Annotated in this window: 16 protein-coding genes; 12 read left to right on the forward strand and 4 right to left on the reverse strand. The window is 67.2% G+C overall.

Annotation, left to right across the window (positions count from 1 at the left end; all coding sequences use genetic code 11):
- The first annotated feature begins 46 nt into the window (after window positions 1-46).
- The 3 genes from D579_RS0102210 to ccoS are packed head-to-tail and all read left to right on the forward strand — an operon-like array spanning window position 47 to window position 3,702.
- Window positions 47-880, forward strand: a complete 834-nt coding sequence (locus D579_RS0102210) for a FixH family protein (protein WP_018168910.1) — start codon at window positions 47-49, stop codon at window positions 878-880.
- A gap of 17 nt (window positions 881-897) precedes the next feature.
- Window positions 898-3,453, forward strand: coding sequence for a heavy metal translocating P-type ATPase (locus D579_RS0102215; protein ID WP_018950978.1), 2,556 nt, complete (start codon window positions 898-900; stop codon window positions 3,451-3,453).
- A gap of 30 nt (window positions 3,454-3,483) precedes the next feature.
- Complete coding sequence (ccoS, locus tag D579_RS0102220; RefSeq protein ID WP_018937415.1) at window positions 3,484-3,702, forward strand: cbb3-type cytochrome oxidase assembly protein CcoS; 219 nt, start codon at window positions 3,484-3,486, stop codon at window positions 3,700-3,702.
- 301 nt (window positions 3,703-4,003) lie between these two features.
- Here ccoS and rpoH read toward each other — a convergent pair whose 3' ends face one another.
- The 4 genes from rpoH to ftsY form a co-directional block, all read right to left on the reverse strand.
- Window positions 4,004-4,870, reverse strand: coding sequence for an RNA polymerase sigma factor RpoH (gene rpoH, locus D579_RS0102230; protein ID WP_018145092.1), 867 nt, complete (start codon window positions 4,868-4,870; stop codon window positions 4,004-4,006).
- A 102-nt stretch (window positions 4,871-4,972) separates the two neighbouring features.
- Window positions 4,973-5,902 carry an ABC transporter permease gene (locus tag D579_RS0102235; protein ID WP_018950979.1) on the reverse strand — a complete coding sequence of 310 codons (930 nt, stop codon included), beginning with the start codon at window positions 5,900-5,902 and terminating at the stop codon, window positions 4,973-4,975.
- Window positions 5,899-6,576, reverse strand: coding sequence for a cell division ATP-binding protein FtsE (gene ftsE / locus D579_RS0102240; RefSeq protein ID WP_018950980.1), 678 nt, complete (start codon window positions 6,574-6,576; stop codon window positions 5,899-5,901). Before ftsE ends, D579_RS0102235 begins: the two co-directional genes overlap by 4 nt.
- 12 nt (window positions 6,577-6,588) lie before the next feature.
- Entirely contained in the window at window positions 6,589-7,596 is a 1,008-nt protein-coding gene (gene ftsY, locus D579_RS0102245) for a signal recognition particle-docking protein FtsY (protein ID WP_018937413.1), read from the reverse strand.
- A gap of 55 nt (window positions 7,597-7,651) precedes the next feature.
- Between ftsY and D579_RS0102250 the strand changes: the two genes are divergently transcribed.
- From D579_RS0102250 to D579_RS0102290, 9 genes are all read left to right on the forward strand, one after another.
- A complete protein-coding gene (locus D579_RS0102250; protein WP_018937412.1) occupies window positions 7,652-9,064 on the forward strand; it encodes a pitrilysin family protein in 1,413 nt (470 codons plus the stop codon).
- A gap of 14 nt (window positions 9,065-9,078) precedes the next feature.
- Window positions 9,079-10,383 (forward strand): pitrilysin family protein, encoded by a 1,305-nt coding sequence (locus D579_RS0102255; protein ID WP_018950981.1) that lies wholly within the window; start codon window positions 9,079-9,081, stop codon window positions 10,381-10,383.
- Window positions 10,370-10,981 carry a 16S rRNA (guanine(966)-N(2))-methyltransferase RsmD gene (rsmD, locus tag D579_RS0102260; protein WP_018950982.1) on the forward strand — a complete coding sequence of 204 codons (612 nt, stop codon included), beginning with the start codon at window positions 10,370-10,372 and terminating at the stop codon, window positions 10,979-10,981. The genes D579_RS0102255 and rsmD overlap by 14 nt, the downstream gene beginning before the upstream one ends.
- A 204-nt stretch (window positions 10,982-11,185) precedes the next feature.
- Complete coding sequence (locus tag D579_RS0102265) at window positions 11,186-12,808, forward strand: BCCT family transporter (RefSeq protein WP_018950983.1); 1,623 nt, start codon at window positions 11,186-11,188, stop codon at window positions 12,806-12,808.
- A 9-nt stretch (window positions 12,809-12,817) separates the two neighbouring features.
- On the forward strand, window positions 12,818-13,699 hold the full coding sequence (locus D579_RS0102270) for an NAD(P)-dependent oxidoreductase (protein WP_081618715.1): 882 nt from the start codon (window positions 12,818-12,820) through the stop codon (window positions 13,697-13,699).
- Window positions 13,700-14,069: 370 nt separating this feature from the next.
- Entirely contained in the window at window positions 14,070-14,273 is a 204-nt protein-coding gene (rpmE, locus tag D579_RS0102275) for a 50S ribosomal protein L31 (RefSeq protein WP_018145101.1), read from the forward strand.
- A 16-nt stretch (window positions 14,274-14,289) separates the two neighbouring features.
- On the forward strand, window positions 14,290-15,153 hold the full coding sequence (locus tag D579_RS0102280) for a thermonuclease family protein (RefSeq protein ID WP_018950984.1): 864 nt from the start codon (window positions 14,290-14,292) through the stop codon (window positions 15,151-15,153).
- On the forward strand, window positions 15,153-16,019 hold the full coding sequence (locus tag D579_RS0102285; RefSeq protein WP_018168920.1) for a M48 family metallopeptidase: 867 nt from the start codon (window positions 15,153-15,155) through the stop codon (window positions 16,017-16,019). The genes D579_RS0102280 and D579_RS0102285 overlap by 1 nt, the downstream gene beginning before the upstream one ends.
- 80 nt (window positions 16,020-16,099) lie before the next feature.
- Window positions 16,100-17,320 (forward strand): malic enzyme-like NAD(P)-binding protein, encoded by a 1,221-nt coding sequence (locus D579_RS0102290; protein ID WP_018168921.1) that lies wholly within the window; start codon window positions 16,100-16,102, stop codon window positions 17,318-17,320.
- The last annotated feature ends 22 nt before the right edge of the window (window positions 17,321-17,342 follow it).

The raw sequence follows: 17,342 nt of genomic DNA on the forward strand, positions 1-17,342 counted from the left end.
CCGCAAGCGCCTAGCTTGCGTTCACGCAGGAAACGAAGAAAAGCATATGAGCAATCTCGTCATTACCCTCGGCATCGGCAGTGCGGCACTGGCCATCCTGTTCGCCCTGATCTACCGCTTCACGCGGTTCAAGGCCTACAGCACCTCGGCCGTGGTGGTCGCGCTCATGCTGTTCGTGTTTATCCCCTATTCGATCCTGACCTGGCAGGGGGCCGACGTCTTCGCCATTCATCTGGCGCTCTACATCATCGTGCCTTACGGCCTGGGGATCGTGTTCACCCAGAAGGAGGCCGAGGTCGAAAGTGGTGGCAAGGCCAAGATTGGGCGCCTGCACTGGGCCCCGTTGGTGTTGGTGGGTTTCTTTACCATGGTCGCCTCGGTGCAGGCGGTCCTGATCACACTCGCCCATAACGGGATGCCGCAGCAGTTCATCGGCTCGATCCTGCCGGAGCCGGAGAACCGGGCCGAGCGCGTGACCTCCGCTTTCCCAGGCACTGTGGCCGGAATGGAGAGCCGCAAGCAAGCGCTCGCCGTGCACCGCGTCTCGGAGCTGCAGGAGCAGCGACAGAAGGGCTGGCAGGTGCGTCAGGGCTGGGTTGACCGACCCACCGAGGGCGAGACCGCTACCCTGCAGGTCGAGGTGCGCGATGCGGACGGCGAGCCGATCGACGATGCCAGCATCCGCGGCCTCTTCATGTGGCTGGCCGACGAACGGCGCGACCAGGGTTTCGAGATGCAGGCGATGGGCGAGGGCATGTATCAGGTCGAAGTGGCGCTGCCGGCACCGGGGCGCTGGGATCTGCGCTTCCAGGTCCAGCACGATGGGCAGCTTCTGGAGCAACAGGCACGCACGCGCGTGCGTAGCGCCCAGCCCGGTTAGCCCACCGCGCTCCCGCCGTGGCGCTCGCGTCCGACTCGCAGGGCCCGGCAACGCCCGAGGCCGAGGCCCGTTGTTTCCACTGCGGCCTGGAGGTACCGGTAGGCGCCTGCTACCCGGTGACGTTCGAGGGCCGCGAGGAACCCACCTGCTGCCCCGGCTGCCAGGCCGTGGCCAGCGCGATCATCGAGCGTGGCCTGGGGGCCTATTACCATCACCGTGATGCCCCCCCGGCGGACACCGGCAGCCCCCTGATCCCCGACGAGCTCCGCGAGCTCGAACTGTTCGATCACCCCGGCGTCCAGCAACAGTTCGTCGCGCCCGCCGGCGCAGAGGGCGACCGCCGTGAGGCCGCCCTGATGCTCGAGGGCATTACCTGTGCGGCCTGCGTATGGTTGAACGAGCGTCATGTCCAGGCCCTTCCGGGCGTGGAGAGCTTTCGCGTGAATTACTCCACCCATCGCGCGCAGGCCGTCTGGGACCCCGCGCGGATTGCCCTGTCGGATATCCTCAAGGCGATCCGTGACATCGGGTACCACGCCCATCCCTACGACCCCGGAACCCGCGAGCAGGCGATCGCCCGCGAACGGGGCCTCGCCTTGCGCCGGATCGCCGTTGCCGCCCTGGGGATGATGCAGGTGATGATGCTGGCCGTGGCGCTCTGGCTGGGCGCCGAGGACACCGAGCACGAAGACCTGCTCCAGTTCATGCGCTGGGTGGCGGCGGCGCTGACCACGCCGGTCGTCCTGTATTCCGCGATCCCGTTCTATCAAAGCGCCTGGCGCGACCTGCGCCATCGCCAGCTGGGGATGGACGTGCCCGTGAGTCTGGCGATCATCGTGACCTACCTGGCCAGCCTGTACGCGGTCATCCTCGGGACCGGCGAGCACGTCTATTTCGAATCGGTCGTGATGTTTGTCTTCTTCCTGCTCACCAGCCGCTATCTGGAGCTGATCGCGCGCCAGCACGCCAGCCATGCCATTGACCGCCTGGATCGCCTGGTTCCCGCCATCGCCAATCGTCTGGATGCAGCCGGGCGCGTCGAGGCGGTCCCGGTCGGCGAGCTGGTGCCGGGGGATCGGGTACGTGTTCGCCCGGGCGAGACCATGCCCACGGACGGCTTGGTGTGCGAAGGCGAGTCGACGGTCAATCGTGCCCTGTTGACCGGCGAGCCCGAGCCGCACGCGGTGCGCATCGGGGATCCCGTGACCGGCGGGACCGTGAACGTCGATGGCCCACTCGCCATCGAGGTCCAGCGCGTCGGTGCCGAGACGACCCTGGCGGCGATCCAGCGGCTGCTCGATCGCGCCCAGACCGAGAAGCCGCGGATGGCCCGGATCGCCGAGGCCGGTACCGGCTGGTTTGTGGGTGCCGTCCTGGTCCTGACGGCGCTGGCGGGTCTGGTCTGGTATGCGTGGATCGATCCGACGCGGGCCCTCTGGGTCATGGTCGCCATGCTGGTCGCCACCTGCCCCTGTGCCCTGGCGCTCGCGACGCCGGTCGCGCTGACAGCCACCACCGGCGCGTTGTCGCGCCTCGGTCTGCTGGTTACGCGCGGCAGTGCCCTGGAGACCTTGCCGCGCGTCGATATGGTCTGTCTCGACAAGACCGGAACCCTGACCGTCGGCATGCCGCGTCTGGTGGCACAATCCGAGCTGCAGCCCGCGCCCGAGGGGGCTGACTGGCTGAACTGGGCCGCCGCGCTCGAGGCCCATTCCGAGCACCCCCTGGCACGCGCCCTGGTCGCTCCGGCCAAGTCCTCATCGGTGGTCGCTAGCGAGGTTCGCAACCTCCCCGGGCGTGGCCTGGTTGGCCACATAGAGGGCCACCGTGTGGCCATTGGTGGATCGTCGATGTTGCCGCAGCGCGGTACGCCCAGCCCGGAGCCACCCCTGGGCTATCCCCTGGCCACCCCGGTCTGGCTGGTGGTCGACGACCAACCGGTCGCCCTGTTCTGGCTGGCCGACACTCCGCGTCCCGGGGCGCGGAACGTGATCGCCGATCTGCAGCGGCGCGGGTTGCGGGTGGTCTTGCTGACCGGGGACCGCCCGCAGGCCGCGCAGGCCTTCGCGGCGGAAATGGGCATCGCCGAAGCCGAGGGTGGTCTAACCCCGGAGGGGAAGCTCGCCTATGTGGACGCTCGCCAGGCAGAGGGCCGGGTGGTCCTGATGGCCGGCGAGGGCATCAACGATGCCCCGGTGCTGGCCGGGGCCGACGTATCGCTGGCGATGGGTGGCGGCACCCAGCTGGCGCAGAATCAGGCCGACCTGGTCCTGCTCTCGGATCGCCTGGAACACCTGCCGCAGGCGCTGGACCAGGCGCGCCACACGCGGCGCGTGATCCGGCAGAACATCGCCTGGGCAATCGGCTACAACCTGGTGGCCCTCCCGGTGGCCGCGGCGGGGCTGCTGACTCCCTGGCTGGCAGCGCTGGGCATGTCGCTCAGCTCGTTGCTGGTGGTTGGCAATGCGCTGCGCCTGCGTCCGGGGCGCGACGTGTTGAACACAGGCTCCGAGTCGTCGGTGCCGTCCGGAGAGGCCGTGCGCGATCCGGCGTCACGGCCACCCCCGGTTTAAGCCGTTCGCGCGCCTGGGTACACTGGAAGCATGTCAATCCTCTACCTGTTGATCCCGCTGGCCATGCTGTTCGCCCTGGTGGTGGGCGTGGTGCTGTTCTGGGCCATCCGCTCGGGGCAGTACGACGATCTTCAGGGCCCGGCGCATCGCATCCTGATGGACGATGATGACCCGCGTATCCCGACCGGATCCGGCGAGGAGGCCCCTCCCGACGCGACCGGTGGGGGTCGGAAAAAGTCCCAGCGCTGACCTCGGTCGAACTTGCACCGCGCTGCGGACCCGCTTACCCTTTGCTTATTCTGGTTGAAATTTCCCGAGGACTTCGAGATGCGCGAGTGGTTTACTTTCCCCAACTTTCCGCTGACGTTCACGGTCGGCCTGATCATCTGGTCCTGGATTAGCTTCTTCTCGGTGATCCTGTTCGGCTGATCGGGCATGGAACCGTGCCGGGTGTCGGGCTTGGTCCCGCTGCACCCGGCAACAAAAAGGCCCCGGCTGATGCCGGGGCCTTTTTCGTTCGGGGCCCTGGTTTCGCGAGGGTGCGAAAGCGTCAGTCGTCGAAGGCGGCCCGGATGCGCTTGATCGCGCTGTTCTCGATCTGGCGGATGCGCTCGGCCGAAACGCCGTACTCCGCGGCCAGCTCGTGCAGTGTCGCCTTCTGGTCGGCCATGTAGCGGCGCATCAGGATGGTGCGCGAACGCTCGTCCAGTTCGCCCAGGGTCTCGCTAAGGCGTTCCTGATAATGACGGTCCCAGTCCTCGTCCTCGGTCACATTGGCGGGGTCGTCGCTCAGGTCCTCCAGGCTCAGGCGTTCCGACGGGGCCTGATAGCCGTATTCATCGTCGGCTTCGGGGCCCGGGTCGAAACTCGCATCCTGGCTCGAGAGGCGGCGTTCCATCTCCCAGACGTCCTTTTCGGAGACGCCCAGATCCTGCGCCACGGCGGAGACCTCGGCATTGGACAGCCAGCCGAGACGCTGCTTGGCACTGCGCAGGTTGAAGAACAGCTTGCGCTGGGCCTTGGTGGTCGCGACCTTCACGATGCGCCAGTTGCGCAGGATGAACTCGTGGATCTCGGCGCGAATCCAGTGCACGGCAAAGGACACCAGGCGCACGCCCTGATTCGGGTCGAAACGGCGGACGGCCTTCATCAGGCCCACGTTGCCTTCCTGGATCAGATCCCCCAGAGGCAGGCCGTACCCCTTGTAGCCGCGCGCAACGTGGATCACGAACCGCAGGTTGTGCAGGATCAGCTGGCGTGCCGCATCCAGGTCCTGGCGCTCGTGCAGCGCCACGGCCAGTTCACGCTCGTGCTCGGCGTCCAGCACCTCGATGCGGCCAACGGCCTGCATGTAGTGATCGAGGTTGCCCACCGGTACGGGCATGTCGATGCGTGGAGTGGTCAGGGCCTGGTTCATGCGTGGTGTTTCCTCCCGATTCATGACTCTACATTAGCAGTCTGTGAATAAGAGTGCTAAACCCTGCAAAGGTTCCGGACGTTTCGTCCGGGGCGCGTGCTCCTAGGGGGCATCCCGCAGGGCATGGCCGCTGCCCAGCCGGGCGCCCAGCCAGCCGAGGAGGAGTCCGGCCAGGAGCAGGGCCAGGAGATGGGTGGCCCCGGGCAGGGACAGCCCCAACTCGAGATCGAACGCGGCCGCGGCCTGTTCCAGTGGTGCCCGGCTCAGGCCGATCCCGATGAGCAGCAGGATGCCGGCGAAAATACCGCCGCCCAGGCCGGTCATCACGCCGCCGTAGAGGGAGGGGCGCCGCAGGAACCGGTGGGTAGCCCCGCTGATCCGCGAGATGGCGATCTCTTCCCGGCGTTCGCGCAGCTCCGAGGCAGTCGCCAGGGCCAGGATCAGCAACGCCCCCAGCCCCAGCAGGGCACCCACCACCGACAGGATGCGCAGCCCCAGCTGGTGCAGGCTGTTCAACTGCCGCACCCAGTCGTCGTCGCTGACCACCGTCGCACCCGGTACGGTGGCCGCAAGCGCCTCGCGCAGCGCCGCAACCGTCTCGGGATCCGCGGTCACGGGGATCACATCCACCACGTCCGGCAGCGGGTTTTCGTCCAGCCAGTCCAGCAGGCCCGGGTCGGCCAGGCCCTCGCGATAGCGGGCCAGGGCCTCGTCGGCATCGATCCAGATCCAGCGTTCTACCCGGGCATCGGTCTCCAGGTGGCGTTCCAGATCCGCGACCGTGGCCGCCTCCACGCCGTCGAGGTAGAGGGCGATGCGTGGGTCATGGTCCACGTGGGCGGACAGGGCGCGGGCGTTGTCCAGCAGGACCCAGAGGTAGGCCGGCAGGGCGAGGATGAAGCCCAGCACGGCAATGCTGATCAGGCTCAGAACCGGGGCCTGCAGGCGGCGCTGCAGGCTGCGCCGGGCGGCATCCCGATGGGCCTCCAGCCAGGCCGGCACGGTGTCCTGCAGGCGACGGCCCGGCTTCATGCCGGGGCCCCCGCGGCCGCACGGGCCTCGATGCGTCCGTCTTCCAGGTGCAGGACCGGCTTGCCCATGCGCTCGACCAGGCCGAGGTCATGGCTGGCGATCAGGGCGGTCATGCCGACCCGGTTGAAGTCGTCGAACAGTTGCAGGATCTCGCGCGACAACGCCGGATCGAGGTTGCCGGTAGGCTCGTCTGCCAGCAGCAGGACCGGCCGGTGGACGATGGCCCGGGCAATGCCCACACGTTGTTGTTCGCCCGCCGACAGGGTGCGCGGGTTGACCCCCTCCTTGTGCAGCAGCCCGACCTTGTCGAGCGCCGCGCGCACGCGTTTGCGCATCTCCGGGCGGCGGTAGGCGAGGATCTCCAGCGGCAGGGCGACGTTGTCGAACACCGGGCGGTCGAACAGCAGGCGATGATCCTGGAACACCAGTCCGATACTGCGGCGAAACCCGGGAATCGCGCGGTTGGAGAGGCGGTCGAGGTCGTGGCCGTTGACCTGGATGCGCCCGCGGGTCGGGCGCTCGAGCCCGGCGATCAGGCGCAGCAGGGTGCTCTTGCCGGCGCCGGAGGGCCCGGTGATGAAGGCCATCGCACCCGGGTCCACGCGCAGGCTGACGTTACTGAGCGCCTCGGACGCGCTGCCGAATCGCTTGGTGACGCGTTGCAGACGAATCATCCGGTGTGCTCGTCAGTCGCTATCGCGGCCGAGCAGGGCGCGCACAAAGGCGCGGGCATCGAAGACCTGTAGATCCTCGGCGTTTTCCCCGACCCCGATGAATCGCACCGGAATGCCCAGCTGTTCGGCCAGCGCGAACAGCACGCCGCCCTTGGCCGTGCCGTCCAGCTTGGTCACGACGATTCCGGTCAGGCCCAGGGCCTCGTGAAACTGACGGGCCTGGTTCAGGGCGTTCTGGCCGGTGCCGCCGTCGACCACCAGCAGGACCTCGTCCGGGGCGTGTTCGTCCAGCCGGCCCATCACGCGCTTCACCTTGCGGACCTCGTCCATCAGGTTGGTCTGGGTGTGCAGGCGCCCGGCGGTGTCGGCAATCATCACGTCGATGCCGCGCGCCTGCGCGGCCTGCAGGCCGTCGTAGACCACCGAGGCGGAATCCGCCCCGGTGCCCTGGGCGATCACCGGAGCGCCATTGCGCTCGCCCCAGGTCTGCAGTTGTTCCACCGCCGCGGCGCGGAAGGTGTCGCCGGCCGCCAGCAGCACCGAGCGATCGTCCGCCTGCAGGTGATGGGCCAGCTTGCCGATGGTGGTGGTCTTGCCGGCGCCGTTGATGCCGACGACGAGGATGGAGAAGGGGCGTTCGGCCTCCGGGATCTCCAGGGGGCGCGAGACCGGCTCGAGGATCTCGATCATGGCCGCCTCCAGGGCGTCCATCAGGGCCTCGGCATCATCCAGTTGTCCGCGTTTCACCTCGCGGGTGATACGATCCATGATCCGCTGGGTCGCATCCAGGCCCACGTCCGCGAGGAGCAGGCGTTCTTCCAGCTCCTCGAACAGTTCGTCGTCGATCTTGCGCCGGAGCAGCGCCCCCAGGTCGCCGCCCAGGACCTGCCCGGTCTTGGCCAGGCCCTTGCGCAGGCGCTGGAACCAGCCGCCGCGGGCGGGCTTCTCCGGCTCGCTGCCAGGTGCCTCCGCGTCGGGGGTGGCCGGGTCTTCGGACTTCTTTTTGCGGAAACCGAACATGCTCGATGTGGTCAAGTAGAGAGTTCGCCAATGCTAGCACGAGGATTCATGAATCATGCGCGGTAAAAACCTGGTCACAGTGCTCGTTACGGCGTTTGTCTTTGCCTGGCCCGTCGGGGTCCTGGCCGCGACGCCCGAGATCGAATCGAAGGTGGTCGAGACTACGCTGGACAACGGCCTGACGGTCCTGGTGCTGGAGGACCGGCGTGCCCCGGTGGTGGCCAACATGGTCTGGTACCGGGTCGGGTCGGCCGACGAGCACAGCGGCGTGACCGGCATCTCGCACATGCTGGAGCACATGATGTTTCGCGGGACCGAGCAGTATGAGCCCGGCGAGTTTTCGCGCATCGTTTCGCGTCTGGGCGGGCGCGAGAATGCCTTTACCGGCCGCGACTACACGGGTTACTTCCAGATCATCGGGCGTGATCACTGGGAGACCATGATGGCGATGGAGGCGGAGCGCATGCAGCATCTGAAGCTGCAGGAAGACGAGTTCCGTCCGGAATTGAATGTTGTAAAGGAAGAGCGCCGTCTGCGCGTGGAGGACCAGCCCAACTCTCTTGTGCGCGAGCAGCTGATGGCCACGGCTTTCCTCAATCATCCGTATGGCAATCCGGTGATCGGCTGGATGAGCGATATCGAGGCCTACACCCTGGAAGACAATCAGGCGTGGTATGACCGCTATTACCACCCGAACAACGCGGTGGTCGTGGTGGTCGGCGATGTCGATGCCGAGCGGGTCATCGAGGCGGCCCGGGAGCATTTTGGGGACATCCCGGCGGGTGATCTCCCGGAGACGAAGCCGCGCGCCGAGACGCCGCAAAAGGGCGAGCGCCGCATCACCGTCGAGGCCCCCGCAGAGCTGCCCTACCTGCTGATGGGCTGGAAGGCGCCGGTTCTGAATACCGTGGACGACCCGGTGGATGTCTACGCACTGATGGTGGCGGCCGGGATCCTGGATTCCGGTGAGGCCTCGCGCTTTGCCCGCGAGATCGTACGGGGCGAAGAACTGGCCGGCGCGACCTCGGCCCGCTACAGCCCGTTCAGCCGGCTGGATGACCTGTTCATGATTGCGGCGGTGCCCACGGCGGCCACGGATGTGGAGACGCTTGAGGCGGCCCTGCTGGAGCAGGTGGAGCGGCTGAAGGACGAGCCGGTCAGCGACAGCGAACTGGAACGGGTGCAAGCGCGGGTGATCGCCTCCGAGGTGTATCAGCGTGACTCGGTGCGCTCCCAGGCCTTCCAGCTGGGCATGCTGCAGATCATCGGCGTCGGCTGGCAGGAAGGCGATCGCTTCGTCGAGCGCGTGCGTGCGGTGACTGCCGAGGATGTGCAGCGCGTGGTGCGCGAGTACCTGGTGCCGGAACGACGCACGGTCGGCATTCTCGATCCGCAGCCCCTGGATGGTGACGACCCGCCCGATCCGGGTGCGGTAGAACCCTATGGCGATACCGCGGGGGGTATGTAATGACGGGAGGCAACATGATGCGAACGGGATTCCTGGTAGCCCTGGTCGGTCTGCTGGCGCTGGCGCTGCCGGCCCAGGCGGTCGAGATCGAGGAGTGGGAGACCGACGAGGGGCTGCGCGTGCTGTACGTGGCGGCGCCGGATTTGCCGATGGTCGACCTGCGCTTGACCTTCGACGGCGGGGCCTCGCACGACGGCGACCAGAATGGCCTGGCCTCGTTGACCAGCAGCGCCCTGCAGCATGGCACGGCGGAGATGGATGCGGACGCGCTGGCCGAGGGTTTCGAGTCGGTGGGCGCGCAGTTCAGCACCACCGCACTGCGCGACATGGCCATCGTCAGTCTGCGTAGCCTGACCGAGCCGGACTGGATGGATGCGGCGCTGGAGACTATGTCCGCAGTCCTGGCCGAGCCCGCCTTCCCGGAGGCCGATTTCGATCGAGCCCGGCGCCAGGCCCTGCAGGGGCTGCAGCGCGAGCGCCAGGATCCCGGGAGCGTTGCCACCCGGCGTTTCTACGAGTTGATGTATGGCGATCACCCCTACGCCAACTGGCCGGGCGGCGAGCGCGAGACCCTGGAGGCGTTGCAGCCCGCGGATGCCCGCGCGTTCTACGAGCGCCACTACACCACGGCCAACGGCGCCCTGGCGATCACGGGCGGGCTGAGCCGCAGTGAGGCCGAGGCTGCGGCGGCACGCATCTCCGCCGCCCTGCCGCAGGGGCCTGCGGTGGAACCGCTGCCCGCGGTGGAACCGCGCGAGGACCCGGTCGAGGAGCGTATCGACTTCCCTTCCGAGCAGGCCCATATCCACATGGGGGCCCCGACCCTGCGCCGCGGCGAGGATGACCACTATGCCCTGACCCTGGCCAACCATGCCTTCGGCGGGGGCGGCTTTATCTCGCGCCTGTTCCTGGAGATTCGCAGCGCGCGCGGGCTGGCCTATTCGGTCAGCAGCCGCTTTCAGCCCATGGCGGTCGAGGGTCCCTTCCGTATCGGGATGCAGACCGGGGTCGATCAGGCGGACGAGGCGGTGACCGCGCTGCGCGAGGAACTCGAGCGCTGGCATGCCGAGGGTATCGATGCCGACGAGCTGGAGGCCTCGCGCGAGAACGTGGTCAACAGCTTCCCGCTGTCTTTGGCCTCGAACAGCGACATCGTCGGTCTGCTCGGGATGATCGCCTTCTATGATCTGCCGCTGGATTATCTGGAACGCTACATCGAACGCATGGAGGCGGTCGAGCTGGATCACCTGAACGCGCGGCTGCGCGAGCGCATCAACCCGGAAGCGATGGTCACGGTGATCGTGGGTGGCCAGGAGTAGGCGCGCCCCCGCCGGACGCCCCGCGCGCATCCGCATCATCGGCGGCGCCTGGCGCCGCCGCTGGCTGCCGGTGCTCGGGGTCGGCGGGTTGCGCCCGACCGCGGACGCCCTGCGCGAGACCCTGTTCAATTGGCTGCAGCCGCGACTCCCGGGCGCGCGCGTGCTCGACCTGTTCGCCGGCACCGGGGCGCTGGGGCTGGAAGCGGCCTCGCGCGGGGCGGACTCGGTGCTGCTGGTCGAGCGCGATGCCCGTGCCGCGGCCCAGCTTCAGGCCAACTGCGAGACCCTGGGGGCCGAGCAGGTGAGCGTGCGCCGGGATGACGCCCTGCGCCTGCTGGCCGGGGAACCGCCAGGCGGGTTGCCCTTCGATCTGGTGCTGGTGGATCCGCCATTCGGCCAGGGCCGGGTGGCGCCGGTGCTGGAGGCCCTTCGCGCGCACGACTGGCTGCACGCGGACAGCCGGATCTACGTGGAAATCGAGTCCGAGGCGGACCTCGAGTTCCTCGCTGCGGGTGGCTGGGAGATCGAGCGCGAGCGTCAGGGCGGGCAGGCCCGTGCCCTGTTGCTGGCCCGTGCTCCAGTCGCCGAGGCGGCGTAATATGGCCCCGGATATGGCGCAGGATATGACGCCGGGTGCGAAGCCCTTCACGTTTTTGCAGTCGGAGTAGTCTTTCGCTACGGTGGCTTTGTCCCACCTACTGCGGCAACGCCCAACGGGCGTGATCCTGTGCGGCTCCCGGAGCACGTTCGGAGCAAGCCCGCGCCGGCCCGCGTTCGCCACAAGAATACAAGGGGAAACCGAATGGATGAGCAGTCCACCCCCGGTCTGACGCAAACCCGCCTCGGCGGCTTTGGCGTGATCTGCAGCCCGGTCTTCTACACCGCCAGCATCGTGATCGCACTGTTCGTGCTGTTCGGGGCGATCTTCCCGGACACCGCCGAAGCGGTCTTTGCCCAGCTGCAAAGCGGCATCGGGGAGTATCTCGGCTGGTACTACATGCTGGTCGTCACCGTGTTCCTGGTCTTCTCCCTGTACCTGATGTTCAGCCGTTACGGTGGGGTGCGCCTGGGTGATCAGTTCGAGGCCCCGCGCTTTAGCTACACCGCGTGGTTCGCGATGCTGTTCTCCGCGGGTATGGGGATCGGGCTGCTGTTCTGGAGCATCGCCGAGCCGATGTACCACTACCTCAGCCCACCGCACGCCGAGGGCGAGACCGGCGCGGCGGCTGTCGAGGCGATGCGCTATACCTTCTTCCACTGGGGGCTGCATGCCTGGGCGATCTATATTGTCGTCGGCCTGTCGTTGGCGTATTACGCCTACCGCCACAATCTCCCGCTGCTGATCCGTTCCTCGCTGTACCCCTTCATCGGTGACCGGATCTATGGCCCCTGGGGGCATCTGGTGGACGTGGTGGCGCTGTTCGGCACCATGTTTGGCGTGGCGACCTCGCTGGGCCTGGGCGTCATGCAGATCAACTCGGGCCTGAACTTCGTGTTCGGGATCGAGGAATCCACCTCCATGCAGATCGTGCTGGTCGCGATCATTACCCTGATCGCGGTGGGCTCGGTCGCGCTGGGCGTCGACAAGGGCATCAAGCGCCTGTCGAACTTCAATATCGGTCTGGCGGTGATCCTGATCGCGCTGCTGCTGGTCATGGGTCCGACCCTGTTCATCCTCCGCCTCCTGGTGGAGAGCACCGGCGTCTACGTTCAGTTCCTGCCCGAGATGAGCCTGTGGGCCGACACGATCGAGGATTCCGGCTGGGCGACCTCCTGGACCATCTTCTACTGGGGCTGGTGGATCTCCTGGGCCCCGTATGTCGGCATGTTCATTGCGCGGGTCTCCCGTGGCCGCACCATTCGCGAGTTCGTCGCCGGCGTGCTGCTGGCCCCGACCGCCGCGGCCTTCGTCTGGCTGGCCGTGTTCGGCGGCACTGCGATGAGCTACGAGCTCGAGGGTGTGGTCGACCTGACTGGCGCCGTGTCGGAGAACATGTCCACCGCGCTGTTCGTGACCCTCCAGGCCATGCCGCTGTGGGATTGGCTGTCCGTGGCTGTGATGGCGGCGGCGACGGTGCTGATCGTCACCTTCTTCGTGACCTCCTCGGACTCCGGCTCGCTGGTGATCGACACCCTGGCCTCCGGTGATGTGCGCAACCCGACCGTCACCCAGCGCGTGTACTGGGCCATCCTCGAAGGGGTTGTCGCGTCCATCCTGCTGTTGGCGGGCGGTCTGGCCGCGTTGCAGGCGGCCGCGATCAGTGTCGGGCTGCCGTTCTCGGTCATCATGCTGATCATGGTGTTCGGCCTGTGGAAGAGCCTGCATCAGACCGAAGCGGTCACCCCGAGCAAGTACCAGAAGGAGGCCCCGCCGCCGCATACCCTGTTGGGGTATACGGAAGATCTCGACGACAAGATCAAGTAGGGGGTAACGATGGCTGCGTCCCGAGTGGCGCTGCTGGGATGCGGGCTCATGGGGCAACCCATGGGCCTGCGTCTTTTGCAGGCCGGATTTCCCGTGGTGGCCTACAACCGCACGGTCGCGCGAGCGAGCGATCTGGCGGCCGAGGGGGTCACCGTTCACAGTTCGCCCGCCGCGGCTGTCGCGGAGGCGGACGTGCTGGTGCTAATGCTCAGTGATGCCGCGGCCATCCATGCCGTGCTGGATGCCCTGCCGGCGGGTGCGCTGGATGGTCGCTGCGTGATCCAGATGGCGACCATCCTGCCGGCCGAGAGCCGGGCCCTGGCGGAACGGGTGCGGGGCGCCGGCGCCTGCTACCTGGAGGCGCCGGTGCTGGGTTCCATCCCCGAGGCCCGGGATGGCCGTCTGCTGATCATGGCGGGCGCCGACCGCGAGGCCGACTTTGCCCGGGCCCAGCCGGTACTGGCGGCTCTGGGCGAGACACCCCGGCATGTCGGTTCGGTCGGGCAGGGGGCGGCGCTGAAGCTGGCCTTCAACCAGCTGATCGCGAGTCTCACCGCGGCGTTTTCCTTGAGCCTGGGGCTGGTGCGGCGCGAGGGGGTGGAGGTGGATACCTTCATGGAGATCCTGCGCGACAGTGCCCTGTATGCCCCGACCTTCGACAAGAAGCTTGGCAAGATGGTCTCCGGTGACTTCGGTACCGCCAACTTTCCGGTCAAGCACTTGCTGAAGGATGTGCGCCTGACCGAACGCGCGGTGGAGGATGCCCACCTGGTGGGGCCGTGGCTGCCGCTGCTGGCGGATCTGCTGGATCGGGCGCGCGAGCAGGGCCTGGCCGATGCGGATTATTCGGCCATCTACACCACGATTGCCCCGGAAAACGCGGGGCAATGAGGAAGATACGGCGGCCCTTATGCACAGCACCTGGCGATGGTGCTCGAGGCTCAAGGGGGTGGCCCGTGGCAACACACCGGACTGATGGGTCGGTATTAAATGGCCTAAAAACCAGTTGCTTGCGTGATATCTTTGCCGGGATCCGGCGCCGCCGCCTTGACGTTTCCGGTGGATTCCGTTCCGGGCGCGACAATTCGTCCACAAAGTTATCCACAGGTTGTCCGGACGGGTAAAACCACCCAGTCATTCAGGCAGTTGTCACCCGGAGTTGAAACGCGCTCTGCACTTGCTGTCGCAACCTGGTCTTGCGCTCGGGCGGGTAGCACCGCTATGCTATCGGACTTTTCGCCAGAACCTGCGTGAGCCGACCATGAAAGCCGACATCCATCCGAACTACCACAACGTCAAGGTTATCTGCAGCTGCGGTACGCAGTTCGAGACCCGCTCCACGCTCTCCGGCGAGGAGATGCACCTGGACGTGTGCTCGCAATGCCATCCGTTCTACACCGGCAAGCAGAAGATCGTTGATACCGCCGGCCAGGTCGACAAGTTCAACCGCCGCTTCGCATTCTGAGGCTGCGGCGCGCCGGATGGCGCGCAACGCGAACGGACACGTGACTGCTGCGGCGGGCGTTGTCCGACCCGACGAGGGCGTCCTGCGTGGCGCCCTCGTCTGCGTTGTGGGCTTGGCCCTGGTGCTGCTGGCCACTGCGGCCCGGGCCGAGTGCCGGCTGGCGGATCAGGATCCGCGTGGGCTTCAGGAGGTCGAGGTGGAGCGCGTCCAGGGCTTCGATAGTCTGCGGTTGACCGATGGGCGGACCGTTCAGGTGATTGGTCTGGCCCCGGCCGCGCCGCTGCCGGAGAGGGCCGGCCCGATGCGACCCCTGCATCTTCACGAGGGGCTGCGCGAGGCACTGGCCGCCCGGCTGGACGCGGTCGATCAGCGGCTGATCCTGCGCCCGGGCCGTCCCGCCCGGGACGCCGAAGGGCGCCTGCGCATGCATGCCTGGCTGCCCGGCGGGCCGTTGCTGGCGGCCGAATTGATTGCCGCCGGCGAAGCGATGCCGCGCCCCGGGCCGCAGCCGGCCGCCCTGGATACCTGCTTCTACGTGGCCGAGGTCGAAGCACGGGCAGGGGAGCGGGGTTTGTGGTTGGAGCGCCCGGCCGCCCTGCCGGTCCGGATGCTGGACCCGCGTTCCGGTGCCCCGCGCCAGGGCCGGCTGCGGGTGCAGGGCGAGGTGGTGGCCGTGCGCGAGACGTCGCGTCACTGGGTGCTGGAGCTGGACGGGCCGCTGGACGTCCTGATTCGCGGGCGTGACCGCGATCACTGGCCCGATCTCCAGCCCGATACCTTGAACGGCGAGGCGGTGATTGTGCGCGGTCAGGTGTATCCTTGGAGAGACCGACTCCGGATGCGCATACGCCATCCGCTCGATCTAGAGGTACCGGAATAATGCGTGCTCTTTCCAAGTCCTGGCGGACCGCTCGCGGTCGTCTGGCCTCTCTGTTCCTGACGGTTCTGGTCGCCGCCGGCCTGGCCGTGGCGATCCCCGGTTGTACCACCAATCCGGTGACCGGACGCTCGCAGCTGATGCTGGTTTCCGAGAATCAGGCGATCGATGCGTCGCGCAGCGCCTACGTCGAGATGCTGGCTCCGGCGCGCGAGGAGGGTCGCATCAATGCCGATCCTGCGATGACCGCGCGGGTGCAGGGCATCACCGAAAAGGTGGTTGCGCAGGCGGTCAAATACCGTCCCGAGACCGCGGACTGGGACTGGGAGATCGCGGTGATCGAGGCGCCGGATACCGTCAACGCCTTCGCCATGGCGGGCGGCAAGATGGCGATTTACTCGGGCATCATCGAACAGCTGGAGCTGACCGATGACGAGCTCGCGCAGATCATCGGGCATGAGATTGCCCACGCGCTGTCGGCGCATACGGCGGAAAAGATGTCGGTCGCGCTGGCCAGCAATCTGGCCCTGACGGGTTACGCCCTCTCCGGCGACCGTTCGCAGGTGGCCCTGACCGGGGCGGCACTGGGGGCCGTGCTTGCCGTGCAGCTCCCGCACAGCCGGGGCATGGAATCCGAGGCCGACCGCATCGGTATCGAGCTGGCGGCGCGTGCCGGGTACAACCCGGATGCCGCAGCCAGCCTGTGGCGCAAGATGGCTGCCCAGGCCAATGGCGGTCAGCCGGAATTCCTGAGCACTCACCCGGCACCGGCTTCGCGCCAGCGCGAACTCACCCGTCTGGCCGACCAGTACCGCCCTTTGTATGACGAGGCCCGGCGCGGGTCTGTCCCTACCCACCCAGTCAACTGATTTTGTTTCCGGTGCGGGCCTACCGCACCGGGCCTGCACCTGTTTCTAAGCAACCGTCCGACAAAAGGCCTCGCTACACCATGTCCAAGGATTTCAACCAGCGCGCGCTGGAATACCACGAGCAGCAGCCGGCCGGGAAGCTGGCGATCCACATCACCAAACCCACCGCCACCCAGGATGATCTGTCGCTGGCCTACTCGCCGGGCGTCGCCGCGCCGGTGCGGGCGATTGCCGAGGACCCGGAGCTGGCCTATCGCTACACCGGCAAGGGCAACCTGGTCGCAGTGATTACCGATGGCACCGCGGTGCTGGGGCTGGGTAACGTGGGTGCGCTCGCGTCCAAACCGGTGATGGAGGGCAAGGGCGTACTGTTCAAGGCCTTCGCCAATATCGACGTGTTCGATATCGAGGTGGACGCCGCGCAGCCGGAGGACTTCATCAACACGGTCGCGCGCATTGCCGGCGGCTTTGGTGGCATCAATCTGGAAGATATTGCTGCGCCGCACTGCTTCGAGATCGAGCGCCGCCTGTCCGAACGCCTGGATATCCCGGTCTTTCACGACGATCAGCACGGCACCGCGATCATCACCGCGGCCGGCCTGGTCAATGCGCTGGAGATCCAGGGCAAGAAGCTGAGCGAGGCGAAGATCGTCTGTGTCGGCGCAGGGGCTGCGGGGATCGCGTCCATGCAGCTGCTGGTCCGCCTGGGCGCGGCGAAGAAGAATCTGTTCATGGTGGATCGCAAGGGTGTGATCCACAGCCAGCGCGATGACCTGAACGAATACAAGCAGATCTTCGCGGTGGACACCGACGCGCGCAGCCTGGCCGATGCCTGTGCCGGTGCCGACGTGTTCATTGGGCTGTCCGGCCCGGACCTGCTGACCGCGGAGATGCTGCGGTCCATGGCGCCGAAGCCGATTGTCTTCGCCCTGTCCAACCCGGACCCGGAGATCCGTCCGGAGCTGGCGCACGCAACCCGCGACGACCTGATCATGGCCACCGGGCGCTCGGACTACCCGAACCAGGTGAACAACGTGCTCGGCTTCCCGTTCATCTTCCGCGGCGCGCTGGATGTGCGCGCCCGGACGATCAATGACGAGATGCTGGTGGCCGCGGTGCACGCCCTGGCCGGACTGGCCCGCGAGCCGGTGCCGCAGGTGGTGCTGGATGCCTACGGGCTGGAGACGCTCGAATTCGGCCCGAACTACATCCTGCCGACCCCGTTCGATCCGCGTCTGATCGACACCGTGCCGCAGGCGATCAGTCAGGCCGCCCGCGACAGCGGGGTCGCCCGCCTGTAACCCCAGTCCTGTAGGAGGAGCA

The organism is Thioalkalivibrio sp. AKL12, assembly GCF_000377925.1.
In the GTDB taxonomy this organism is placed as follows: Bacteria; Pseudomonadota; Gammaproteobacteria; order Ectothiorhodospirales; family Ectothiorhodospiraceae; genus Thioalkalivibrio; species Thioalkalivibrio versutus.